This window comes from Stenotrophomonas sp. 24(2023) (assembly GCF_030913365.1).
Lineage (GTDB): Bacteria > Pseudomonadota > Gammaproteobacteria > Xanthomonadales > Xanthomonadaceae > Stenotrophomonas.
Window position 1 is genome coordinate 4,340,874 of sequence record NZ_CP133160.1, and the last position, 24,202, is coordinate 4,365,075.

Here is a 24,202-nt window from a genome sequence, read left to right on the forward strand (position 1 = left end):
AATACAGACAACCCGGAAGCGGGTCTGCCCACACTTGTTCTAGTTTTTTTTCATCGCAGCAGCAGCACCCCGCCCGGCAGGCGTTCCACGCGCAGGCCCGCCTGCGCCGCCACCGCGTCGATGCCCGCATCGGCCTGGTCCAGGTGGAACAGGCCACTGACCCGCACGCGCGCCGCCCGCCCAGCACCCAGACCGGTGCGGCGCGGTAACGGGCCAGTTCGGCGATGGCCTGCGCGGCCGGCAGGTTGTCGATGCCCACTTCGCCGCGCCGCCAGGGCGCGACCGCTTCGGGCGGCAGCAGCACCAGCGCTTCGCGCCACTGGCCGTCACGGAAGGTGCGCGACTGGCCGGCATGCAGGCGCGCGGCGGGCACCTTGCCCGGCGCCACCTCCACTTCACCCTGGCTGACCTGGGTCAGCACCGCATCGTCGTGCAGGCCCACGCTGAACGCGGTGCCGATGTCACGCACCCGGCCGCCACCGGCCTCGACCACGAACGGGCGCCGCTCGTGCGCCACCGCGAACCAGGCCCGCCCGCGCAGCAGCCGCAGCATGCGGGTGTCGTCCTGCAGATCCACCGCCAGCGCGCTACCCGCATCGAGCACCACCTGGCTGCCATCGGCCAGCACCACGCTGCGCGGTGCGCTGCCACTGCGGACATCACTGCGGGCGATCATCCAGGCCTGGGGGGCAGCGCCCACCAGCAGCACCAGGGCGGCGGCAGCCGCCAGCCAGCCCATGCGCCAGCGGGGGCGCAGCGGGCGGGCGCCCTGGGTGTCGGCAGTCAACGCCGGCAGTGCCGCCAGCACCTCAGGGCCAGCCGCATCAAGCCGGTTCCAGAAGGCGGCCTGCTGCTGCCAGGCGCGCAGGTGGCGCGGGTCGGCACGCAGCCAACGCTGCAGGGCGGCGTGCTGGCGCGGCGGCAAGGCGCCGGCACTGCACCGTATTACCCAGCGCAACGCCTGCCTGGCCTGACGCGGCGAGGGTTCGGACGTGGTCATGCGTATGGCCTGCTGCACCCACTGCGGGTGCCCTTTTCCATTGAGACAACTGCGGGCGCAATCTGCCCACGGCAATTGCATGCCATCAGCGCCCCCCTTGTTGTTGCTGCTGCACCAGCAGCGCCGCGCGCAGCACGTACTTGCCGACCACGCTCTTGGACAGGCCCAGCCGCGCGGCGATCTCGCGCTCGGTCAGGCCCAGGTAACGGTTGAGCACGAAACACTCGCGCACCTGCGGCGGCAGCGCCAGGATGGTCTGGGTGATCTCGCGCAGCTGTGCCTGGTCCAGGGCGGTGGCCTCCCCGTCCGCTGCGAGCTCGCCCAGGTCGGCGGCGAATTCGGCCAGCGCACGCCGCTCGCGCGCCTCGGCCTGGCTGCGGTTGAGCGCATGGTGGTAGGCCATGCGGTACAGGTACCCCCGCGGCTCCAGGATCGGCGGGTCGCCGGGCACGCTGCTCGCCTTCAGGTACAGGTTCTGCAGCGTGTCCTCGGTGCTGGCCGGGTCCAGGTAGCGGGCGATGAAGCGGAACAGCGCGCGCCGTTCGCGGATCAGCAGTTCAACCAACGCCAGGGCATTGGGGGACATAAGGCATGCCAAGGCCGGACCGGGGAATGATGGGCGTGATGGCGGCGGTCCGCCGGGACATTGTAGAAGAGCCGTGAAGGCACGCCCAGCCCCGCGGCCGCCGGGCGGCCCCCGGGGACATCAGCGCGGCGGTGCGCGCCGGGCGTGCAGCACGGTGCGCTGGCGCATCTGCGCGAACTCCTGTTCCGAACGCTGGATGTCCTCGGCCTGGAACCCGGCGGCATCGAGCAGGTCATCGGTAGCGCTGGCCGCCAACGGATCATCGTCACGTTCGCGCCAGCAGCGCGCCGGCAGGAAATAGCCCACCTCGCTGCGCCCGCGCATGATCACCACCGGGCGACCGGCATACAGCAGGAACTCGGCCAGGTGCTGGCGCAGCCCTTCCACCGACACATAGGCCGGGCCCTTGCCCAGCAGGGTGTGGTCAGCGTCCGGGCCCTGGAACAACTTGCGACGGCTCATCCTTTTCTCCTGTTGCACGACGTGTGGTGTCGGTGTCCTTGGACGTTGCCGGAGGCAGCGCACGCGCGCCCACCCTGTTTTCGTAAAGGCGGTCGCCCTGCGCCTGCGCCCACTGCTCATAGCGGGCGCGTGACTGGGCGGCGAACGGCTGGCGGCGGCGCAGCGCACCGGCCACGCCCAGCGATTCGTATTCCCTCAGCACATCCTGGCCGATCTCGTACAGGGCCTGGTTGCGCTGCCGGCACTGCAGCAGGTCCTGCTGCAGCCCTTCATGCTGGCTGGCCAGCGCCTGTTCGCGGCTGCCACCGGCCGCCTGCTGCTCGCGCAGCTGTTGCAGCTGCTGCGCCTGACGCTGCAGCTGCTGGTCGCGCTCGGCCAGCTGCACGCGCAGCTGCCGGGCCTGCTGCCCATCGCTCCCCTGCCGTGCCTGTGCCGCCTGCAGCTGCTGCTTCAGCCGCTGCACGTCCGCATCCGCTGCGAGGCTGGGGGTCGTCGCTGGCGCTGCGACGGGCCGGCGCGCCAGTTCGGCCTGCGCCTGCTGCAGCTGGGTGGTGGTGGCCTGCAGCTGTGCGCGCAGGCGCTGCTCCAGGCTGCTGTTCTGCGCCGGTGCGTTGCCGGCCACGGCCAGCAGCAGGCCGGCCAGGGCCAGGCAGGTACGGTTCGGGCGCGCAATGGTCAGGCGATGCATGGGGTCAGCCCTCAGAAGCCGGTGTTGAACTCAAGCTGGAACACGTCGATGGACAGCGGCGGGCCGGACACTTCCTTGGCCGACATCCACTTGCCGCTGACCCAGCTGCGGCGATCCAGCGCATAGGCGCCGCCCAGGTAGTAGCCGCGTGCGTTGGTGCCGCCGAGGTGGAAGTTGGGATCGTTGAAGGCGTCGGGCAGCGCATCGGCCTCGATCCGCTTGTAGCCCAGCAGGGCCTGCCACTGGCCCTTCTCCTTCAGGTCCGCGGCGCCAAAGGTGGCCTGCAGCATCCAGGCGGTATCGCCGCTGCGGAACGTATCGCGGGTCGCCGCGCCGCCTGCACCGAAGTTGTTGACGATGGCGTTGTTGGCGCGGCGGAACATCGCGTCCTTGTCGAAGGCCAGGTTGCGGATGTAATCGGCCTCCACGCGCAGGCCGATGCCATCGGCCAGAGCGGTATCCCAGCGCAGGTTGAGGTTGGCCAGGCGGAAGGCCGAGGCCAGGCCGACGTACTGCGGGGTGGGCGTATTGGCCGGGTCCAGCGGGTTCAGTGCGATGTTGCGGATCAGCATCAGGCTGTTGCCCTTCTGCATGAAGGCCGGGCGCGTCCAGTCGGTATCGCAGGCGGTGTCGCGTGCGTACAGGTAGCACGGCGAAGACAGCCTGCCGCTGATGTTCTTGAAATCGTAGTAGGCCACCGCCGCGCGCAGCGTGTTGTCCTCATCCATCGCCCAGCCCAGGCCCAGCTGGGCACCGGACAGCCACTTGTTCTCGTTCGGCGTCTTCACCAGGCTCTGGCTGGGGCCGTTGTCGGACACGTACTCCAGCGGCACCACGGCCAGGTTGCCGTACAGCGTCAGCTCACCACCGGCCAGGCCGTACTGCAGGTTGGCGGCCAGCCCATCGAAGTTCAGGTCGTTGGAGAACAGCGTATCGCTGGACCAGAACGGGTTGCCGAAGCGCCCGCCCTTGAGGGTGATCCAGTCCGCAGGGCGGTAGGACAGCCACGCCTGGTCCAGCCACAGGTCCTTCTTGCTCAACCCACCCCCCAGCTGTTCGGTGGTGGACACCGGGCCGTTGCTGCTGCCGCTGGCCAGGCGCACGCCGGCCTGCACGCGCTCGGTGATGGCCGCATCGACCGCCAGCCGCGCGCGGATGCGCCACAGGTTGCGGCGGTCCTGGCGGGTATTGAGCAGCGGCGGCAGCGCCAGGTTGGTGTTGGTATTGGTATCGAAGCCACCGCCGGCGTTGACCGCCGACCAGTTCGGCGCTTCCGGGCTGTTGCTTTCCGAATAGAAGCGCGACTCGCTGCGCACGCGCATGTCACCGCTGACCTTGATGCGCTGGGTCCATTCGGGCACCTCGTTCGGCGTGGCCCAACCCTCCTGTTTCGCCTGTGCCATCACCTCCTGGCGGACTTCATCACGGATGCCGTCACGCACGCTCTGCGACACATACGGAACGCGCACGTCGCCGGGCTCCAGGGCAATGCCACCGCTGCTGGTGGCAACCGCCGCGCTGCCCGCACTGGCGCGCTGCGCGGCGGCGGCCTCGGCTTCGGCCTGCACCAGCAGTGCCTGCCCGTCCTCCGGCTTCAGCGCGCCGCTGGCGATCAGTCCCTTGATCAGCTTGACCATCGTGGTGTCGGCGGCCATGGCGCCGGCCGGCGCGGCCAGGCCCAGCAGCACCGCGCAGCACAGCAATGCGCGCGGTGCACGGTGGCGCGGGGGGGCGGTTCGGGCGCGGGGTGCGTTGTTCATCATCGTTCTCGCGAAAGGAAAAGCGGGAAAAGAAGGCGGTGAAGCAGGCGTCAGGTACCGGGGCGGCGGCCCTGCACCAGCACGCGGGCGGGGAATTCCTGTGACGGCGGGGGCGGCTGGTCGACCCGGCCCAGCTGGCGCAGCACATCCAGTACCGCGGCATCGGCCTCGTCGTTGCCGCTGCCACGCAGCAGTTCGACGCGGCTCAGCCGGCCGTCGGCCTCCAGCCACACGTTGATCTGCAGCTGGAACGCCAGACGGCGCAGGCGCGGGTCGCGGGCGATGGCCTGCTGCATCACGTAACCGAGGTAGCGCCCATAACCGGCCGTGCCACCGCCACGCCCCACACCGGACGACCCGCCGCCGCTGCCGGACTGGATGCCGAAGCTGTCGGTGCCGGCCTGGCCCTGGGCATCCATCGTCACCGGGTCGGCCGCCTCCGGCGCCGGCGTCGGTTCCTCGGCCGGGGTCGGTTGTTCCAGCGGTTCCGGGTCGGGCACGGTTTCCTCGGGCGTCTCCGGCTCCGGGGGCTTTTCCGGCGGCGGGGGCGGCGGGGGTGGCGGCGGGGGCAGGGTCAGCATCGGCGGCGGCGTGACCTGCCGCTTGGTGCTGGCGGTGTCCTTGAACAGCAGCCACCACAGGGCGATGCCCAGCACCAGCAGGACGCCCAGCACGATGGCCGTGGTGACCAGCAGCTGCCGGATCGGGCGGGTTGCAGCCATGCCCTACCCCTGCGCCTTGCCGGTGACCAGGCCGACCTGGGCCAGTTCCAGCCGGCGCAACAGGTCCAGCACCTCCACCACGCGGGCGTACTGCACCTGCGCGTCACCGCGCACGATCACCGGGAAATCCGGCGTGGTCGCCCGCTGCGTGCGCAGCCGGTCTTCCAGCTCCGCCATGCTCACCGGGTAGGCGTCCAGGAACACCTGGCCGTTGTTGTCGATGGTGATGGCCTTGGTCTGCGGCTTTTCCAGCGCCACGCTGTTGCTGGCCTTGGGCAGGTTGACCTGGATGCCGGGAATGCTGGCGTTGCTGGTGAGGATGAAGATCACCAGCACCACCAGCAGCACGTCGACGAAGGGCGTGACATTGATGCCCTTCTCGCGCTTCTTGATGCCGAACTTCACGCCGTGGCCCATGGCGGCACCTCAGCCCTGCACCGGCGCGGCAGCGCGCAGGTCCTGTTCTTCGGCCAGGCGGGCCGCGAATTCATCGATGAACACGCTCATGTCCGCACCGATCGCCTCGGCACGCGCGCCCAGGTAGTTGTAGCCGAACAGTGCGGGGATGGCCACGCCCAGGCCTGCCGCGGTGCACAGCAGCGCCGCGGCCATGCCCGGTGCCACCGAATTGATGTCCACCGCACCGGCCATGGCCGCCACCACGAACACCAGCATGATGCCGATGACGGTGCCGAACAGGCCCACGTAGGGTGCGCCTTCGATGGTGGTGGACAGCCAGTTCATGCGCTTGGACATCGCTTCCTGCTCGCGCACCATCACCGCATCCATCGAGGCGCGGATGGCGGCGATGGTCGCCGCGCCCAGATAGCCGCTGCTGCCGTCGCGCTGGTGGCGCTGCTGCATTTCATCGATGGCCACCTGGTAGATGCGCCACAGCGAACCGTCGCGCATGGCGGCCGGTGCCTTGCCCTGGCGGTCCATGTCGGCCAGGGTGCGCAGCGGCACGCCCGCCAGCTGGCCGAAGGTTTCGGTGAACACCGCGTTGGCCTTGCTGGTGCGGCCGAAATGGCGGCCCTTGGCGATCATGATCGCCCACGACATCAGCATCATCAGGCCGAGGATGGCCACCACCACCCAGGCATCGAACGGCATGGCCTTGAGAATGAAGGCGAAATGGCTCTGGCCCGTGGACTGCTCATCGGCGCCATAACCGATCATGCGCGAATCGGCACCCTGGGCCACCGCATCGGCCTGCAGCAGTGCGGCCGGACGGGCGACCTTGGACACGCGCAGCTCATCCAGCGCGCCGTCGAAATTCGCCAGCGGCGTGGCCGCACCCGGTGCGTCGGCGCCGACCACCGCCGCAGTGGACAGCGCCGGCAGGTCCGCCGCCAGCTGTGCGGCGGGGCGGCCATTGAGCAGCAGCTGCACGCTGCCCTTGTCCGCCACCACGGCCAGATGCGCCCATTGCCCTTCCGGGATCGGCTGGCCCGGCGCGCTGCGCTGGCCATTGACCTGCACGAACGGCACGCGGTTGTCGATGCCCACCAGCAGTTCGGCACTGCCATCGCGACGTGCGTAGATCGCCTGTGCCCCGGGCTGCATGCCCGGCTTGATCCACGCCGAGAGCGTGAAGGCCGCACCGGCCGCCTGCGCCAGCGACGCGCTGGCCGGCAACGGCAGCGGGCCGGCGCCCAGCTGCACGCCGCGGCCGATCACCGCGCCTTCGGCCGGCGGCACCACGGCACCGGCATTGTTGCCATAGGCGGTGGTATCGCGCGCCGGGGCGTTGGCATCGGCGAAGTGATAGACCAGCGTGTAATCCGGGTCGAATACCTGCTGGCCGTTGCCACTGGCCGGTGCCTTGCTGTTGCCGTAGTACATCCACACCGTCTGCGGCGCACCGGCGGAAAGATTCGGTACATCCACCCAGACCAGCGCCAGGCCCAGCAGCGGATCGAACTGCTCGATCTGGTGGGCGAGCACGGTGCGGCCATCGGCCGATACGAAACGCAGGTCGTTGCCTGCGTCCTGCACGCCATCGAAGCCGAAATTGCCGGTATGCAGGCGCAGCAGCACCGGCGTGCGGCCCGGGTCGGCGGCCAGGCCGGCGCCCTGCGGGCCGGCATCGATCGTGATCGGCTTGCGGTACTGCCACTCGGCCTGCCACCAGCCGGCATCGGCTGCCCACGCCGGCAGCGCGCTCAGCGCCAGCAGCAGCAACAGCAGTCGGGTCAACAAACGGTCCATGCGAAGGGTCTCCGGCGAACGCACGTTCAGGAAAAGAGGATGGGTGGGCATCAGTAGCTGGTACTGATGTTGAAATGCAGGCGCCTGTCATCCCTGCGCGTGATCGGCCCATCGCTGTACGGCCAGGCGTAGTCCAGCCGCAGCTGCAGGTGCTCGCCCAGGCGCAGCTGTGCACCGATGCCGAGCGAGGCCAGGTTGTACTTGCTGGCCTGTTCGGGCAGCGGGCGCCGCAGCCGCAGGTAGGCGGCATCGGCGAAGGTGTACAGGCGCAGGTCGCTGCCCGACCACAGCGACCACGCGGGCGTGCGCCATTCCAGGTTGGCCAGGCCGCCGTAATCGCCAATGGCTTCGGCCGACAGGTAGCCGCGCACGGTGTACATGCCACCGGCGGCGAACTGTTCGGCCGACACCAGCGGCGCGTCGGTCACCTGCACCGCGCCACGTACATGCCACTGCCAGTCACTGTCGAAGGTGTGCGTGTTGGACACATCGGCTTTGAAGGCCATGAAACTGGGGTCGGCCCAGTAGCGCTTCTGGAAGAACGCGTCACCATCGCTGCCATAGCCCAGCAGGCGGCGGGTGCCGGCCACCACCGATGCGGTGATGCTGGTCTGGTCGTGGTCGCCCTGGCGCACGCCGGCGAAGCCCAGCGTCAACGGCGCGTACTTCAGCGGCGTGCGCAGCGAATCGTTGCCGATCTGCGTGTCTTCCTTCGTATCCTTGAAGTCCACGCCCAGGCTGAGCTGGCGCCACCAGGCGGCACTGCCCGGCAGGCGGTAGTTGAGCTTGATGCCGATCGAGTGGCCATCACCGATGACATTGGTACCGGTGCCTGCCCCGCCCTGCCCGCCGGCGTTGAGTACACGGCTGTCGGACACATAGCCGGAGGCTTCCACGCTCCACGGCGTGCCCGCGAAGGGCGCACTGTACGACGCGGAAAACACTTTGGCCTGCTGGGTGTCCTCCGGCGCAAGGAACACGCCGATCGTGGCGCTGTGGCCGCGCTGCCAGAGATTTTCATGCGACAGCGAGGCACTCAGGCGCAGCTTTTCGGTATCGGCGCTGTGGTCGTTGTTCAGCGCAGCGCTGGCCCGCCAGGGTGAACGATCGTCCACCTGCAGGTCCACATCCATGGTGCCGGGCAGTGCGCCTTCGCGCACCAGCGGCATCACCTGGCGGCGCCCGCCCTGGTTCAGCGCCGTCAGTTCCTGCTGGGCCCTGTCGAAATCCGGCACCTTGCCTTCCGCCAGCGACGGCACCTGTTCACGGATGCGCGCGGGAGAATCGTAGGTCGCGCCGACCACGCGCAGGCGCCCGATCGGCGTCTGCTGCACTTTCAGCAGGACCACACCAGCGCTGACCTGCTGTTCGGGAAGCTCCACGTACACCGACTGGTAGCCGGCTTTCTGGTAGAGCGCGTTCACTGCATCACGGGCCTGCTCCACATCGGCCAGGGTTCTGCCTGGCCCGAGGTACGGCTCCACCGCGCGCTCGATCTGCCGTGCATCGAGCAGGCTGTTGCCACGCACGATGTATTCATTGATGGTCACCGTGGCCGGTGCGCTGCCGGCAGCGGCGGCGCCGCCCTGCTGTGCCAGCGCGACGGGCGGCAGCAGGGCCAGCGCCAGCGCAACGACCAACGTCCGCCGGTGGGCCGGCAACGGTTGGGTACCACGGTGTACAGGCATCATCGAAGGCATCGCGTCGTATCGGTAGTGAAGGCCAGGGAGCGGCGCGTGGATCTATCAACAGGACGTGCACGGCGCATGAAAGCCGACAGCGGATTTACCGGTGCCGCAATGGCATGGCGGAGACGGCGCACCGGCAACGTCAATCAGGTAGACCGCCTGTGCCCGGGAACAACCATGAAGCCGCTGAGTGCCGTACTGCTGTTGCTGCCGTGCTTGCTCGCTGCACCCGCCCTGCACGCGCAGCAGGCCGCGACCTCGCGCACGCCGAAGAAACCCGTCGAGCACGCCGCCTGCATCGAAGTACAGGTCGATGGCGAACGCACCCCTGCCTGGGATTGCCTGCAGCGACGGCTGGCCCCCGCTTCCACGCCCACTCGCCAGCCCACGCTGACCGAAGCGGAGCGGTTGATGCGCCAGCCCGGCAACCAGATGCTGCAGTACAACCTGGAAGGCACCCGCCAGCGCATGGGAAACGCGTTCGGCCACTCAGTGGTGCCGCAGCGGCCAGCGCGATGAAGCACTCTCAGGGCGATGGCGCTGCCAGCGGCGTGATGCCGTCCGTCGGCAGGGCCGGCAGCGCCGGTGCGGCGATTGCGCGCCGGTGCCCCGCCTGCTTCAGCTGCACGCCATGGGCATCGATCGCCAGCAGCTGCGTGGAGGGGCCCAATGCCTGTCCCGGTGCATAGGCCTGCGCAGGCGCACCGTTGATGGACAGCAAGGCCAATGGCGCACGTTCCGAGGCCAGCACGCCGAGCACACTGACCTCGGTCTGCACGGCACCGGGCGACTGCAGGCGCACCAGCGGCGCGCTCGCGGCAGGATCCGCCACGCGCGCCACGGCAACCACCGGCGCCACGCGTGGCCCGGCCGGCTGGGCACGGGCCGGCCACAGCTGGCCTGCCCAGTACGTCACCACCGCCAGCAGCAGCGCGGCAGCGGCGATATCCAGCACCCGATTGCGTTCCCAGCGCGTTCCGTCCATGCCTGCACCGTTGCCACGTTCGTGTAGCAGCACGCTAGCAGGTGCTGCTGACGCTTTTGTTTCATCATCCCCGGCTAGGCTCTACCGCCATCGGCGACGACTGGAGGCGATGTCGATGCGGCCTGCCGCACCCGGATTCACCCTGCTGGAACTGATGGTCGTGCTGGTCATCATCGGCATCTGCACCGCGGGCATCGGGCTGGGCCTGGGCAGCCTGCTGGACCCGCAGCGGCAGCTGCGCCAGGACGCCCAGCAGCTGGCGCAGCGCCTGCAGGCCGCGCGCGAGGAAGCCCGCATCGACGGCCGGCCGATCCGCTGGCAGGCCGATGCACAGGGCTATCGCTTCAGCCGCCGCGAGGCAGGCCGCTGGCAGGTGCTGCAGCGCGATGACCTGTTGCAGCCGCAGCGCTGGCAGGCCACAGCCGTGAAGACCCAGCCGGCCGCGCCCATCGAACTGAGCCCGGAGTGGATCGGCGTACCCTGGCATCTCCAGCTGGACAGCAACGGCCGCTGCATGCAGCTGCGCGACGATGGCAGCGGCCAGGTACAGGTGCTGCCATGACCCGCGTACGTGGCTTCACCCTGATCGAAGTGCTGATCGCCTTGGCCATCGTGGCCGTCGCACTGGCGGCGGTGATGCGCGCGGTGGCGGTGGCGACCGATGACCAGGGCCGCCTGCGCGACCGGCGGCTGGCCCTGCTGTGCGCGCAGGACCACTGGCAGGAACTGCGCCTGGGCGGACAACCGCCGGTGCCGGGCCGGCACCTGTGCACGCAGGGGCGCAGCGTGTTCGTGGTCCTGCAGCAGGTGGCGCAGGGCGATGATGGCCAGCGGCAGGTGCAGCTGACGGTGGTCGCCCGCGATGCGCCACGGCAGCGCCTGGCCCACCTGCAGCTGCCCTGGACCGCAACACCGTGACGCGCAGGCCGCCATCACGCCCGGCACCGGGTTTCACCCTGATCGAAGTGATGATCGCCATCACCCTCATGGCGTTGCTCAGCGTGATCTGCTGGCGCGCACTGGACAGCGTGGCCAGCGCCGACCAGCGCCTGCGCGCAGCCGACGCGGAAACCGCGGCGGCGTTGCGCGTGCTGCAGCAGTTCCAGCGTGACATCCAGCTGCGTGCCGACGATGCCCTGATGAACGGTGCCGTGCGTGCGGCCGACCAGCCACAGCGCCTGCTGCCCCCTTCACTGGTGAGCGAACGCCATCCCGATGGCAGCTTCGCGCTGGAAATCACCCGCAGCGTCGGCAGTGAAGGCGGCCAATGGCAGCGCGTGCGCTGGTGGCGCCAGGGGCACGCTGTGTGGCGGGCCAGCGGCGCGCCGTCTGCACGCTATCCGCTGCCCGCCCCGGATACCGCCCAGGCACTGAAGGTCGCCAGCGGTGTGCAGATGTTCGACGTGCGCGCCTGGCAACCCGGTGCCGGCTGGGCCACCTTGCCCGGTGCCGCCGAGGTGCTGCCGGCCACCGGGCTGGAACTGCGCCTGGTGCTGCGCGATGCGCGTGGCGAACAGCGCTACCGCCGCGTACTGGGGCTGTAGCCGCGCCTTCCCGGCGCAGGACCGCGCCTGCCCCGCCCTGCCGCCGCTGGAGCGTCCTCCTGCGCCCCAGCGGCCCCTGCCGGTGGTCCTCACCGCCGATGGCCGCTCCCTGCCCTCCGTGCCGTCCTGGCTGGGGCCGCCGCCGCTCCGTGGCAGCTGGCCCGGTGCCGTGCGTTACTGCGTCTTCGCACCCTCTTTGTCCAGCCGCGCCTGCGGCTCGGCCGCCTGCGGGAACTGGAACGCGCTGTCCGGGTCGTAGTTGCCGAACGGCCGCGCCTTCTGCGCCGCCGGTTCCACGCTGCCGGTGCGGCCACCAAAGCCCAGCACCTGCACGCTGATCACCGAAGGCTGGTTGCGTCGTGCATCGTCCTGGCTCTTGCGCATCACATCCTGCGCGGCCTGGCTGGCACTGCCGGCGGCGGCACTGGCCGATGCCAGCGCGTTGACGTTCACCGTGGCCAGCACCGGCAGGCCGCGGCTTTCACCCTGTACCTGGATGTTGGCGGCATTGAGCACCTGCAGTGCCGCCAGGTTGATGTTGCCCGACACGCGGATGCCCGCTTCGCCGGCATCGATGGTGCCCAGCGGCGCGATCAGGTCCACATCGCCCGGCGCGATCTCGGCGATCGGGTTCAGCGTGGCGATGCCCGCACCGCTGGCCGGCGCCTGCGGTGACAGCCGCACGTTGCCCCAGCTGTCGTACAGGCGGCGCGGCGGGGTATGCAGCAGCGTCGTGCGCGAGCCGCGGCCGGCATTGATGTCGCCCTGCTCCGACCACGCCAGCACGTCACCGCCGAAGGTGGTCATGACACGCGACAGGCCCAGCAGCACGCTGTCCTGGCTGAACAGGCGGATGTCACCCTGGCCCTGGGTTACCAGGCCGGCACTGGCCGGTGGCGCCACGCCCTGCACACCCACCACGATCTGCCCGCCCGGGGCCATCAGCTCGATGGTGCCACCGGCTTCGGTGCGCACCCCCGAACCGCCATACATCACGATATCGCCGCTGCGGTCGATGGCATTGCCGCGTGCGTCCTTGTCGGGCATCAGCGTGGCGATGGCTTCGCGGCCGCGCAGGTACGCGCCGAAGCGCGGGCCGCTGGCATCGTTGTACTCGCGGCCACCTTCGCGCAGTTCGGCGTAGTACACCTGGCGCAGGAAGAGGCGCTGCTGCTCGGCCGGCAAGGCATCGAAGTACGCCAGTGCGGCCGTGCCGTCGCCGCTGAAGCCGAAGCGCTGCAGCAGCCACTGCTTCAGTTCCTCATCATAGATCTTCACTGCCTTGCCGGGTTGTGCCGCCAGCGACTGGCCGGGGTCGGCACGGTTGGCCGGGTCGAGATAGCGCGCGCGCATCGCGGCGTAGTCGATCTGCTGGTTGCCCGCGGTCAGCGCGACACTGGCGCCCGGCCGGGTATCGCCCTGCACGATGCCGCCGAGGGTGATCACGCTGCCACCATCTTCCTGGCGCAGCTGGCGACCGGCGGCCACCTCCACGTTGCCCGGGCCTGCCACGGTCACGTTGCTGCGCACGATGTCACGCCCCGCCTCGACGCGGCTGATGTCGGTGCCCTGCGTGTTGAGCGCGGTCACATCGACACCCAGCACGTCCCGGCCGGCGCGCAGCTGTACCGGGGCGGCAGCCTCGAACCAGGCCAGCCGCGTGCGTGCGCCCTGGGCCTGCAGCGTGCGCTGGGCGCCACTGCCCAGGCCGATGATGTCCCCTGCGAGCGCGTAGAACCGGCTGGGCGACGCCGGCAGCAGTGCGAGCGCGCCCGACAACGGTGTGTTCGGGCCGAACGCGAACAGCGGCAACGCACCGCCGCCCAGGCCGGTGGCATCCACCGACAGGTTGCTGCGCTCGCGTTGGCCGGCCTGGCCGATCTCGGCCGCAAAGGCCGGATCGAACGGACCGGGCAGGCGGCCATCGGCACCCGAACGGGCGATCTGGGTCGCCCCGTCCTCGGCCAGCAGCGAGCCACCGGCCAGCACGTCCAGGCGGCCGCTGGCCGAGGGCGCCAGCAGGATCACATCCTGGCGGCCCGCGTTCTGCAGGCCGTTGAGCCGCGACAGCATGATGCTGCCCCGGGCGGCCACGGCACTGAACCGCGAGGGATACAGCCAGTACGCCACGTCCGTGCGGGGCTGGCCAGGCTGCAGGGCCAGCAGCTCCGGCGCGAAATTGCTGCTGCCGGCATGCAGGCTGCCCACCAGGCCGGGATTGAGGTTGCCACCGGCAGAGAACAGGTCCAGCGCGGTCGCGGGGGTCCACAGCGAAAACCAGCTGGTGCCGGCGGCGCGGCGACCATCATCCAGCAGCACGCTGGTGTAGTTGGCCAACGGCACGCGCCCGGCGTCGCCCACCCCACCCAGCACCACATCGCCACGCGCCTGCAGCGTGGCGGCCGAATCCCCCAGCACCAGCACCGGGCCACCCATGGCGCGCGGGGTATCGGCGCTGAACGGATCGGCGGCGCGCAGGCTGCCCAGGGTGCCGTAGCTGGCCTGCACCGCGCTCAGCCCACCAATGCGCGACGCCTCCACCCGGGTGCTGCCGCGCAGGTTGATCAGCGCGCCGTTGACATCCAGATTCTGCTCATAGTCCGTGGACTGCTGGGCGGTGGCGCGCAGGCCCGGGTTCAGTGCCCCGCCACTGCGCAGTTCCAGATCGCCACCGCCGGTCAGGTGCAGCGTGCCATCGCTGACCCGCCCGGTGGAGCCCACCGCAGCCACGATCGCGCTGGAATGCGGCGCCGACAGGTGGCCCAGTGCATTGCCCATGCCATCGCGCACGCCGGCATGGCGCCCGGCATCGAGGGTGAGATTGCCGCCCCCCAGCGTGCCGAAACCGGTGAAGCCCACCATGCGCGCAGCCTTGCCGGTTCCCTGGCGCACGAAACTGTAGGTGCCGAAGTTGATCCACCAGCTGGTCGGGGTGGCCTGCACGCCCGACGTGCTGCCGGTACCCTGCCGCCACAGCCAGTTGCCCACGGCCGCGTTGGCATGGTCGGCCCGGTCGCGTTCTTCGCTGCCCGCTTCGGCAGACTCGCCCCAGACATCACCGAGGATGTCCCGGCCGGCTTCCACGCGCAGGTTGCCGCCGTGGTCGGGGTACCACGCCTGGTAGGTCGCCAGCGCGGCATCATAGGCACCCGATGCCGCCGCACTGCCCAGCAGCGTGGTGTTCCAGGGAGCCGGTGCGCGCGCCGGATTGAACGCCGCATCGCGCCCGTTCCCCAGCTGCGTCGGCGCGCCGGCGGTGTACACGCCAAACGCGGATTTCATCACCACATCGCCTGCGGCCAGCAGCTCCAGATCGCCCTTGCCGGTGCGCAGCACGCTCCAGGCCGGTGCGCCGATGCGCTTGCCGTAAGTGGTGACCTCGGTCAACGAACCGCCGCCATAACAGTAGTTGACGGCAAGCGCGCAGAACTCCGCTTCGGTCATGCCATTCATCTCGGCGAAGTCCTTCGCCGACGTACCCACATAGGATTCGTCACCCCAGAAATCCAGCGAGCCCTGCTTGTCCACCAGGCGCGGGGCCGGCAGGCAGTAGGGGCCGGCCGCACAGAAGTCGTCTTCCGTGCCACCCACCACCTCCAGGAACTCCTTCACCGGCTTGCCGGCGTAACTGGTGTCGCCCCAGTAGTCGATCGAACCCTGCTCGCTGACGACCTTGTCCCCCTTCCACTCGCTGACCACCTTCACCGTGCCGATGGTGGTGTAGTGGCTGTCGGCCAGCACGATGCTGCCGGCACTGCCCCAGCGCCGCGTGCGCGGGTCGGCAGCGGCCGTGTCCGCGCCGGCGACGGTGGTCAGGTCCCACGAGGTGGTGCCTTCGGGCAGCATCGCCGCCAGGGCCCAGTTGCGGCCCTGGTTGCCACTGGCATCGGCCGGGCGCAGCTTCACCGGGGCATCGCCCGCCAGTTCCACCTTGGTCATCGAGGGAATGATCGAACCGGCACGCAGGTCGAGCGCGCGTGCCAGGCGCAGTGCGACCGGCAACGCGACACCGGCCGGCCAGGTCTGCGCCGCCACCGCCACCGCGCTGCGCAGGCGGAAGCCCGCGCCCAGCCGTGCGCCGGCCTGCAGGGTCAGCGCCTGCGGCAGCACCGTGCCGGCGGCCAGCACCTGGCCGTCGGCCGTGGTGACCGACGCTCCCAGTACCGAGCCGGCAGCCAGCACCAGCGGGCCGGACAGCGTCATGTCCGCCGGCAGCACCGTTCCCGCCGGCAGCGTCGTGGCCTGGAACGGCACCGCGTAGTTCAGCGTGACGCCCGGCCGGAACTCGGTGCCCGGCTGCAGCTGCACACCGTCGTTGGGCACCACCAGGTCGCCACCGAATGCGGTCTGGGGCCCGTTGCCGATGCGCCCTTCGATCAGCACCCAGCCGCCCTCATCGGGATTGGCCGGCGGCGGCGCGAAGCCGTCGTTGATGCTGCCATAGACAGTGATGTCACCCTGCGCACGCAGCACCAGCGCGCCCGACTCACCGAAGCCGCGCCGCGCCGCATCGAACCGGTTCGCCTGCGGCCCATAGCGGTACCCGGACAGATCGATGTCACCGGACACCACCAGGTCGCCGCGTGGGTTGTCGGCGCTGCTGCGCGCCACGATCTGCACGCCGGGGCGCAGGCGGTAGCTGCCCAGCGCCGCCATGCGTTCCTGCAGCCCGGCATTGGCCAGTGCAGCATTCATCCAGGCGCTGTTGTCCGGGTCGACCACCGTGTCCAGCCAGTGCTGGTTGATCACCTGCGGGCGGTAGCCGTGCACGTCCGGCGCACTGGCCAGGGGGGCGTTGTCGTAGGTGCGGAAGCCATTGACCTGGATGTCCGCGGCGCCGGTGATGCGCACGCCCGTGGCGACATCCACCCGCGCATCGTTGCTGCCCGCACGTGGCACGTTCAACCGCAGCGTGCCACGGTCTCGGCCGTCGTTCTGGCCGGGCCTGCTGCCGGTGGCCACATCCGTGCCCGCGCGCAGGTCCATGCGCGCCCCGGCACCCAATGCGATACCACCGCTGGCTGAATTCAGGTCGATGGTCGCGCGGTTGGGGCTGTCGATGATCTTGCCGTAGCTGTCCACCCGCAGGCCACTGCCGTGCGCGTCCAGCGCCCCGTCCACGCGCAGCAGATCGCGTGCGGACAGGCGGATGCTGCCGACCTGCTCGCCACTGGCGTCGATGCGCCCGTTCACGTGCAGGCTGCCGCCGTCGACACTGATGTCCACGCGGCGTGCCTTCACTTCATCGCCGATCACCAGATCGCCTTTCCCCAGCTGGAACGTCCGTCCACCGGTCACGCCGGTGCTGTTCAAGCGCTGGTTGAGGCCGCTGAAATCCTGCAGCTGGCGTGCCCGCACGATCAGCTCCGCTGCGTCGTACGGCACCACCGTGCCACCGGCATCGTAACGGCCGCTGGCGCTGCCCAGCACCGTACCGGCCAGGTCCACGCGCCCTCCCTGCGCGCCCTGTGCGCTGACGCTCAGGCGGCCGCCGCGGTTGTTGCGTGCGGACAGGTCGATGCGCGAAGCAGCATCGGCACGCACGTCGCCCTCGGTCGACGACAGCAGCACGTCGCCGCCCCAGCTGTACTTGTCCACATCGAACAGGCTGACCTTGCGCCCGGCCACATCGACCACCGCATGCGCCCCCAGGGTGACCCCCTGGCGCGCAGCAGCCTCCAGCCGGCCCGAGGCCAGTGCGATCTGGCTGTCCAGGCTGATCCGGTCCGCCTTGATGCTCAGTTCGGCACCCAGCGCGTCGTTGCCTGTGCTCGCACCCGCACCGTGCAGGGCAAACGTGCCGCCGGTGCGCATCGCCAACTGGCTGCCGGCCGCACCGGTCAGCAGCGGCGTGGTGATGTCCAGTGCGCCGCCGCTGTACTGCCAGCCCTCCCCGGCCACGTAACCGCCCTGCGTCTGGTAGACATCCAGGCTGCCCTTGCCGGAAAACAGCATGCGCTCGCTGGCCGTCAGGTTGACACCGGCAAAGCCGAGGATGCGGCGGTCGGCCGGCACGCTCGAACTGGGTCGCGAGAACGGCGCCCGCCCCAGCTCCAGGGTGCGCGTCACGATGTCCAGCGTGCCGCTACCCAGCCGGCCCACCATCGCCTCGCCCGGTGCCTGGGTCTGCTCGCTGCCCGGCAACTGGCTGCCCGCGCGCGTGCCGTCCCACACCAGCGTATCGGCGAAGATGCGCGCCCGGTCGGTGGCGGCGCCATAGCCATGGATGGCCGGTGCACCCAGCACCAGGCTGCGCAGGCTGCTGTGGCCGGTCGCCGAATCGCGGGTATCCAGGTCCACGCTGCCGAACACGTTGATCGCCTCGGCGGCAGTCAGGCTCAGGGTATCCAGTGCCGGCGCGCCGATGGCCGTATTGCCCCGCAGCAGCTGCTGCAGCACGCCCTGGTTGAGGGTCATGCCCTGCGGCAGCCCGCCGGCCGCCGCCGCCGCGGCGATGGCCTCGGCGCTGCCCAGGTTCAACGTGGACATGCTCAGGCCCAGCTGGCGGGTGCCATAGCTGACCCCGTCGCGGATCTGCAGGGCACCATCGGTGGCAATGCTGATGCTGCCATCGGATACCAGGCGCGTGTCGCCGGCGCACTGCGTGCGGCAGCCACCGATGTCGATGGCCACCGGCACCGAGGTGGTGCCCCCCGCCGTGACCACGTTGAGCCGGTTGTTGGACACCGCCAGCAGGCCGCCGGTCACCAGGTACGGCGGCAGTGTCTGCGCCGTGCCGAAGGGCGAAGGCAGGCCCAGGGTGTCGATCGTGGCACCGGCCTCGACAAGGATGCCGGTACCGCCGCTGGTGCCGGCCAGCAGCACCTCACCGGCCCGCAATGTCGCGCCACTGCGCACCGTCACGCTGCGGTCGATGCCCTCGATGCCGAACCCGCCCGGACTGGTGGCCAGCGCGCCGCCCACCAGCAGGCGCGCAGGCTGCAACGCGTTCAGCGCGCTGTCGAGCACGGTCACGCCCTGCAGCCCCGCCGTGGCGGTACCCCCGCTGCCGATGATCTCCAGCGTGCTGGTGCTGCTGCTGTTGCTCACCACGGCCAGCGTCGAGCCAAGGCCGCCCGTGCCGGCCCCGGTCTGCATGGTGCCGGCCGCCGACAGCGCTGGCGTTCCCTCACGCCCTGCGCCTGCCCCGAAGCGCAGCGTGACGTTGCCGGCATCCACCGTCTGCCAGCTGCGCATGTCGCCACGCCGTTCCGCGGTGGACTGCACGAAAGCGTTGTAGCTGGTCTCGTTGTAGCCCGAATGGCGCCGCACTACCTCGGCCGGGGTGATCAGCAGGTCGGTCAACAGCGGCGAGGTCGCCCCGCCCAGTGCCTGCCCCTGGTGTCCGGACAGGCGCCAGGACCCGGTGCCGGTGGCCACCGCACCGGCCACGCCGGTGGTACCGGTGGCGCCCAGCTCGACACGGAATGCCCCCGGCTGCAGCGCGAAGCTGGCCGGCAGCAGCGTATAGGTGCCCGGCGGCAGGCCCGGCACACCGGCCGGCACGGTGATCTGCTGGCCAAGGCGCGGGTCGCGCGTGCGGTCGGCCAGTCCCGCTGGCGCCTGCACGTCGACCTTGCCCGGCACGATCGCATAGACCTCGCTGCCGCTGCTGCTGAAGCCATAGCGCGGATTGGCATCGGCCAGCGCGGTGCGCCGGATGTCCACCGAGCCGCCCCGGCCGCTGACGAAGGCCCCGCCCTGAAGCTCGCCGCCGCCGGACAGGTCCAGCACCGCACCGGCGGCCAGATCGATGCGGTTGCCGATCAATTCCAGCCCCAGCCCGCGCGCGCGCAGGTCCTGCGGATCGAACGCCGCCCCGTTGAACTGCCAGCCCACGCCGTCCACCGTGCCGCCGAAGGGCAGGCGCAGGCCGGCACCACTGACCGAGGTGAGGCTGCCCGGCAGCAGTTCGACCGTGCCGGCGCGGTTGCTGTTGTTGTCCCGGCCACCGATCTGCAGCCGGCCCCAGGGTGCGAACACCGCCCCGCCCTGCTGGACGGTGGCCGCCAGCAGTTCCAGGCTGCCGAAGGCCGAGTCCGGCGCGGCCGACGCAGCGCCGCCGGTGCCGTGGATGCGCAGCAATCCGTCCGGGTTGGTCCACGTGCCGGAGAGGTTGGCGTCGTTCAGCGTGGCCCCCGCCACCAGCCGCCCGCGCGCCAGCGTTGCCGGGTACAGCCGCCTGGCGGTGACATCCAGCACGCCCGGGGCCAGCAGTTCGGACACGCCGGTGGGGTCGAGCACCGGTGCCAGCAGGCGCACATCACCGCTGCTGCGCAGGTCCACCTGGTCGAAGCTGTCCAGGCGGTTCGCATCACGGATGTCGGTCAGCTCTGCCTGGGTGGTCAGGCGGTAGCCGTTGCCGCTGGCCAGTGGCGCAGCCACGGGCATGCGCTTGTTCTCGGTGAGGTCCACATACTTCAGCGCCTGCGCGAAGCGCAGATACGGTGCCTGCAGCGACAACTGGCTGCCGGCCGCCGCCCCGGGCAGCATGCCGATGGTGCCGTACAGGCGCAGGCTCTGGTCCATGCGCAGCGTGACATCGCCGGCAGCGCGGACATCGCCGAACAGCGACAGATGATCGAAGCCCCCCGCTTGGATCTGGTCGACCGACAACGCCGCATGGCCATAGGCCAGCGGCCCAGCCGTGGCAGCGGCCGCCCCGTGCTGGCTGAGCGCGATGTAGCGCGGCGCGAGCACCTCGTTGACCGCAGTGGGGGCATAGCCCAGGCCCAGCAATGCCAGGCCGAGCGTGCCCCCGCGCGCACCGGCACCGCCGGCCGCCGCATCCATCTCGCCCGCCAGGTACAGCGCGTTGGCCGAGCTGAGCACGATGCTGCCACCGTCGCTGTCCACGCGCGTACGCCCCTGCCCGGCGATGTCCAGCGCCGCCGATGCGCCACGCGCGCGCAGCGCGGCGCCACGCTCGATCACCACGAAGGCGGCCGGCGCCTGCCGCGCCTTGGCATCCCCGCCTTCCCAGTCCAGCGCACCGCCGATCTCGATCTGCCCGCCCTTGCGAACCTGCCCGCGCACGGTGCCGGCTTCGGCAATCGCGGCCGCATCGCCGCTCACATCCAGCACCGCACCCTCGCCGATGCGCCAGGTCCGTTCACTGCGCTGGCCCGGCAGCAACGCGTTGCGTGCCGCCGCATCTTCCAGTGCGATACGCCCGCCCTGCGCCTGCAGCATGCCGTCCACCCGGATATCGGCCGCGCCGCGCAGCACGATGCTCTGGCCCGGATCGACCGCGACCTGCGCCCCCTTGCCGATGCGCACATCGCCGGAAACGAAATTGCGGTCCGAACGCAACGTGATGCTGGCACCACCGCGCTGGTTGACCCGCCCGGTCAGCGGGTCGGCGCTGTACAACGGTGCCAGCCATGCCTGCAGCGCCGCCTGGCGATCGCCTGCGGTGCGTGCGGCATCGGCCAGCCGCAACCCCGGCAGCGCGACCTGCAGCACCGTGCCATCGGCCACGTCCAGCCCTTGGTGGCCATTGATGTCGTAGTGGCTGAAGCCGCTGCCGAACAGCGCGGTACCCAACGGCAGTGCATCGGCGGCGGCGCCATCGGTGATGGTCACCTTGCCGCCGGTGGCCAGCGTGAACGCACCGCTGCCCTTGCCCAGCGCGCTGAACGTGCTGCCGGTGCCCAGCCGTACCCGGCCGCTGCCATCGGTGGTGACCTCACCGGCATTGGCCAGCAGGCTGGCGCTGCCGCCCTTGCCGATACGGCCCTTGCCCTTGGCGTCCAGCGCACCGCCGGCGTCGAGGTTCACCACCACGTTGTCGCCCACCGATACGTCATGGCTGCCGCGCATGCGCAGGCTGCCACCGTCGATCCACGCGCGGCCCGCCTCGGCCTCCGGCCCGAGCAGGGCATTGCTCCAGCCACCGGCCAGGTCGATGCGCGTACCGTCGGCAATGCGCAGCGCACTGTGGCCATCGCGCAGCAGCGCGGTCGGTCGCCCGGCCACGTCCAGCAGATTGCCCAGCTGCAGCTGCCCCCCGACGATGCCGATGTCACCGGCCACCTCCACCGTGCTGCCCAACAGGTTCAACTGGCCACCGGCCTGCAGCCGCAGCCGGCCCTGCACGGCCACGCTGCCGGACGTGGCCAGGTCGATGCGCCCCCACTGCTGTGCGCTGAGCTGCGCATCATCCAGCCACACCGTATTGCGTCGCGCCTCCGGCAGGGCATCCTGCAGCGACACCGCCGGTGCGTCCTTGGGCAGGCCCTCCAGCCGCACCTCCGAATTGAACACGGCATTGCGCCCGTTGCCGTCGTAGCGGCCGAGCCACAGCTGCGCATTGCGTGCCACCGCCGTCTGTGCCTGCGCATAGCCGTCCAGCGCGGCATCGGCGCGGCGCCCCTGCTGGGTGCCCTGGAAGGTCTGGGTATCCACCTGCCCCTGCAGCACGGCGGTCGGTGCGGAAACGACCAGGCGTCCAGCATCGCGGCCAACCGTATAGCCGTTCTCGACCCGCTGCGAGGCGGCGATCAGCGGATTGCGGAAGGCCTCGGTGATGCCCCAGCGTGCCTGCTTCACTTCATAGCCGCTGTAGAGGCCATTGAACAGCATTTCCGCCGGCGCATCATCCAGCCGGTACAGGCCACCATCGGCGCCGCGCAGCCAGCTCTGCTGGATCATCCCGGACTGCACGTCCAGGCTGCCACCGGCCAGGTTGATCCGCGAGCCGGCCTGGGTGACCACCTCGTTGCCGCCCAGCAGCACCGTGCCGCCCTGCGCGGCCCACTCACCGATCGAATGGCCCTGGTTGTCCAGGTAGCCGCCCACTTCCAGCAGGCCGCCACCGGCATACCAGCGGTCCGCCTCATGGCCACCGGTACCACCCGGCACATGGATCAACTGCCGGCGGTCGATCCAGACCTCGCTGCCGGTCAGCTTGGCACTGTCACGGTTGTCGGGCGAATCGCGCAGTTCATTGCCCTGCACCTTCACCTTGACGTTGTTGCTTTCCATCGCCACGCGCACACCCACCGCGCCGGACACATCCACCCGCGCGCCAGCGTCCACCCCGGTACGCGCGGTGGCATCGGCGATGATCTGGCCGCCCGTGGCCAGCGTCAGCGAACCGCTGCGGAAGTGGATGTCGCCGCCGGAAACGATCTCCACGCGCGACTGGTCACGCCGGTCCTGCTGCCGCGACAGGTTGTCGAACGTCCCGCTGTTGGCGCCCGCGCGCAGCGCGTCATGCTCGGCCGATTCCTTGATCAGCGCATCGCGCTGGCTGTCCAGCACGGTGGTCTTGCCGTCGTCTTCGATCAGTACCGCCGTGGTCGCGCCGCTGGCCAGGCTGACGCTGCTCTGGCGGTCGCTGGCCGAGGCCAGCAGGTGCACCGTGCCGCGCTGGGCAAGCGTGGACGTCGCTACCGCGACACCGGCCTGCTCCACCGTGCGTCCGGCCAGGGTGATGTCACCCTCGCGCGCCAGGATCAGGCCGGTATTGCGCACGCCGCCTGCGGTACTGCCGGCCACGAAGCGCGGTGCGATTTCATTGCCCCGGGTGGTGGAGCTGGTATTGGCGGCGGTGCCCATGCCCCGGCGGATGACGAAACTGTCGCCGGCCGCCAGCTGGGTCTGGCCCTTGTCCGTCTCGATCTGCCCCGCATTCTCCACGCTGTGGCCGGCCAGCAGCACATAGCCACCGCCACGGGTGGCGGTGCCGGGCACCTGCGTGCTGATGCGCGCGCCCTGCTCCACCACCACCTTGCCGAATGCCTCGCTCAGCGCGGCGGTGCTGGCATCGCTGCTGTACAGGCCGTTGTCACGGAACTGGCCATCGCTGATGCGCGCCGCGGCGGCCAGCAGGTTGCGCACGTTCACCTGGCTGTTGTTGCCGAAGATCACGCCGTTGCGGTTGGCCACGAATACGGTGCCACCGGCCTTGAGCTGCCCCAGGATCTGGCTGGGCCGCGCGTTCGGGTCGTTCACCCGGTTCAACACCGCCCAGTCGGCGTTCTGCAGGAAGGTCAGCGTGGTGTTGCTGCCGATGTTGAAGGTTTCCCAGTTCAGGATCGCCTTGTCCGCCGTCTGCTCGATGCTGACCTGCACCCGGCCATCGCTGCCCTGCGACTGGATCGCCTCGCGTGCATTGGCCCAGCCGCGGGTGAGCGGGTTTTCATCGACCTTCAGCCCGTCCCGGCCCAGGCCGTCGGCCACGATGAAGCCCGCATCACGGCGTGCCTGCCGTGCCTGTTCCTGCAGGCGCTGCTGCAGGGCGATCGCCTGCGCGGCGCTGCCCAGGTTGTCGATGGACTGCTGCAGCTTCTGCCGCGCAGCGTCCTGCTGCTGCACCGGCAGCTGGAACTGGATCGGCGCACCGGTCGGCATGCGCCCGGTCTGTGCCGCCGCGCCCTGCGCGGCCCCACGTTCGGCGAACCAGGCCGGGCTGAAGGCCTGCTGCGCCTGGCTGGCCGGCGCCACCACCGTCCCCAGTGCCACGGCGATGGCCCAGGCCATCGGATGGTTGCGGCGCGTGCGCGCGGAAGGACGGACAGCGGACGTGAGCGGGTGCGACATCGGGACCTCG

General features: G+C 70.4%; 14 protein-coding genes and 1 pseudogene. 4 read left to right on the forward strand and 11 right to left on the reverse strand.

Annotation, left to right across the window (positions count from 1 at the left end):
- Positions 1 to 50: 50 nt before the first annotated feature.
- From Q9R17_RS19760 to Q9R17_RS19800, 9 genes and pseudogenes are all read right to left on the reverse strand, one after another.
- Positions 51 to 1,000: pseudogene (locus Q9R17_RS19760) on the reverse strand (FecR domain-containing protein).
- 85 nt (positions 1,001 to 1,085) lie between these two features.
- Complete coding sequence (locus Q9R17_RS19765) at positions 1,086 to 1,586, reverse strand: RNA polymerase sigma factor (RefSeq protein ID WP_308156280.1); 501 nt, start codon at positions 1,584 to 1,586, stop codon at positions 1,086 to 1,088.
- A 120-nt stretch (positions 1,587 to 1,706) separates the two neighbouring features.
- Complete coding sequence (locus tag Q9R17_RS19770) at positions 1,707 to 2,048, reverse strand: hypothetical protein (protein WP_308156281.1); 342 nt, start codon at positions 2,046 to 2,048, stop codon at positions 1,707 to 1,709.
- Positions 2,011 to 2,736 (reverse strand): hypothetical protein, encoded by a 726-nt coding sequence (locus Q9R17_RS19775; protein WP_308156282.1) that lies wholly within the window; start codon positions 2,734 to 2,736, stop codon positions 2,011 to 2,013. The genes Q9R17_RS19770 and Q9R17_RS19775 overlap by 38 nt, the downstream gene beginning before the upstream one ends.
- A gap of 11 nt (positions 2,737 to 2,747) precedes the next feature.
- Positions 2,748 to 4,496, reverse strand: a complete 1,749-nt coding sequence (locus Q9R17_RS19780) for a putative porin (protein WP_308156283.1) — start codon at positions 4,494 to 4,496, stop codon at positions 2,748 to 2,750.
- A gap of 50 nt (positions 4,497 to 4,546) precedes the next feature.
- The gene (locus tag Q9R17_RS19785; protein ID WP_308156284.1) at positions 4,547 to 5,218 is read right to left on the reverse strand and encodes an energy transducer TonB; all 672 of its coding nucleotides are present in this window, start codon (positions 5,216 to 5,218) and stop codon (positions 4,547 to 4,549) included.
- A gap of 3 nt (positions 5,219 to 5,221) precedes the next feature.
- A complete protein-coding gene (locus Q9R17_RS19790; RefSeq protein WP_308156285.1) occupies positions 5,222 to 5,635 on the reverse strand; it encodes a biopolymer transporter ExbD in 414 nt (137 codons plus the stop codon).
- 9 nt (positions 5,636 to 5,644) lie between these two features.
- Complete coding sequence (locus Q9R17_RS19795; RefSeq protein WP_308156286.1) at positions 5,645 to 7,429, reverse strand: MotA/TolQ/ExbB proton channel family protein; 1,785 nt, start codon at positions 7,427 to 7,429, stop codon at positions 5,645 to 5,647.
- A gap of 50 nt (positions 7,430 to 7,479) precedes the next feature.
- Positions 7,480 to 9,120, reverse strand: a complete 1,641-nt coding sequence (locus Q9R17_RS19800) for a ShlB/FhaC/HecB family hemolysin secretion/activation protein (protein WP_308156287.1) — start codon at positions 9,118 to 9,120, stop codon at positions 7,480 to 7,482.
- Between the two features lie 174 nt (positions 9,121 to 9,294).
- On the opposite strand from Q9R17_RS19800, the gene Q9R17_RS19805 reads away from it, so the two are divergent.
- Positions 9,295 to 9,636 carry a hypothetical protein gene (locus Q9R17_RS19805; RefSeq protein WP_308158390.1) on the forward strand — a complete coding sequence of 114 codons (342 nt, stop codon included), beginning with the start codon at positions 9,295 to 9,297 and terminating at the stop codon, positions 9,634 to 9,636.
- A gap of 7 nt (positions 9,637 to 9,643) precedes the next feature.
- Here Q9R17_RS19805 and Q9R17_RS19810 read toward each other — a convergent pair whose 3' ends face one another.
- On the reverse strand, positions 9,644 to 10,102 hold the full coding sequence (locus Q9R17_RS19810) for a hypothetical protein (RefSeq protein ID WP_308156288.1): 459 nt from the start codon (positions 10,100 to 10,102) through the stop codon (positions 9,644 to 9,646).
- Between the two features lie 115 nt (positions 10,103 to 10,217).
- Between Q9R17_RS19810 and gspH the strand changes: the two genes are divergently transcribed.
- The 3 genes from gspH to Q9R17_RS19825 are packed head-to-tail and all read left to right on the forward strand — an operon-like array spanning position 10,218 to position 11,646.
- Positions 10,218 to 10,664 carry a type II secretion system minor pseudopilin GspH gene (gene gspH, locus Q9R17_RS19815; protein WP_308156289.1) on the forward strand — a complete coding sequence of 149 codons (447 nt, stop codon included), beginning with the start codon at positions 10,218 to 10,220 and terminating at the stop codon, positions 10,662 to 10,664.
- Positions 10,661 to 11,020 carry a type II secretion system minor pseudopilin GspI gene (gspI, locus tag Q9R17_RS19820; RefSeq protein WP_308156290.1) on the forward strand — a complete coding sequence of 120 codons (360 nt, stop codon included), beginning with the start codon at positions 10,661 to 10,663 and terminating at the stop codon, positions 11,018 to 11,020. Before gspH ends, gspI begins: the two co-directional genes overlap by 4 nt.
- Entirely contained in the window at positions 11,017 to 11,646 is a 630-nt protein-coding gene (locus Q9R17_RS19825) for a prepilin-type N-terminal cleavage/methylation domain-containing protein (RefSeq protein WP_308156291.1), read from the forward strand. The genes gspI and Q9R17_RS19825 overlap by 4 nt, the downstream gene beginning before the upstream one ends.
- Before the next feature lie 174 nt (positions 11,647 to 11,820).
- Here Q9R17_RS19825 and Q9R17_RS19830 read toward each other — a convergent pair whose 3' ends face one another.
- A complete protein-coding gene (locus tag Q9R17_RS19830; RefSeq protein ID WP_308156292.1) occupies positions 11,821 to 24,192 on the reverse strand; it encodes a filamentous haemagglutinin family protein in 12,372 nt (4,123 codons plus the stop codon).
- Positions 24,193 to 24,202: the final 10 nt, after the last annotated feature.

Coding starts and splice junctions, on each gene's coding strand:
- Q9R17_RS19765 (WP_308156280.1), bottom strand. CDS start 1,586: ATGTCCCCCAATGCCCTGGCGTTGGTTGAACTGCTGATCCGCGAACGG.
- Q9R17_RS19770 (WP_308156281.1), bottom strand. CDS start 2,048: ATGAGCCGTCGCAAGTTGTTCCAGGGCCCGGACGCTGACCACACCCTG.
- Q9R17_RS19790 (WP_308156285.1), bottom strand. CDS start 5,635: ATGGGCCACGGCGTGAAGTTCGGCATCAAGAAGCGCGAGAAGGGCATC.
- Q9R17_RS19795 (WP_308156286.1), bottom strand. CDS start 7,429: ATGGACCGTTTGTTGACCCGACTGCTGTTGCTGCTGCTGGCGCTGAGC.
- Q9R17_RS19810 (WP_308156288.1), bottom strand. CDS start 10,102: ATGGACGGAACGCGCTGGGAACGCAATCGGGTGCTGGATATCGCCGCT.
- Q9R17_RS19780 (WP_308156283.1), bottom strand. CDS start 4,496: ATGAACAACGCACCCCGCGCCCGAACCGCCCCCCCGCGCCACCGTGCA.
- Q9R17_RS19785 (WP_308156284.1), bottom strand. CDS start 5,218: ATGGCTGCAACCCGCCCGATCCGGCAGCTGCTGGTCACCACGGCCATC.
- Q9R17_RS19775 (WP_308156282.1), bottom strand. CDS start 2,736: ATGCATCGCCTGACCATTGCGCGCCCGAACCGTACCTGCCTGGCCCTG.
- gspH (WP_308156289.1), top strand. CDS start 10,218: ATGCGGCCTGCCGCACCCGGATTCACCCTGCTGGAACTGATGGTCGTG.
- Q9R17_RS19800 (WP_308156287.1), bottom strand. CDS start 9,120: ATGATGCCTGTACACCGTGGTACCCAACCGTTGCCGGCCCACCGGCGG.
- gspI (WP_308156290.1), top strand. CDS start 10,661: ATGACCCGCGTACGTGGCTTCACCCTGATCGAAGTGCTGATCGCCTTG.
- Q9R17_RS19830 (WP_308156292.1), bottom strand. CDS start 24,192: ATGTCGCACCCGCTCACGTCCGCTGTCCGTCCTTCCGCGCGCACGCGC.
- Q9R17_RS19805 (WP_308158390.1), top strand. CDS start 9,295: ATGAAGCCGCTGAGTGCCGTACTGCTGTTGCTGCCGTGCTTGCTCGCT.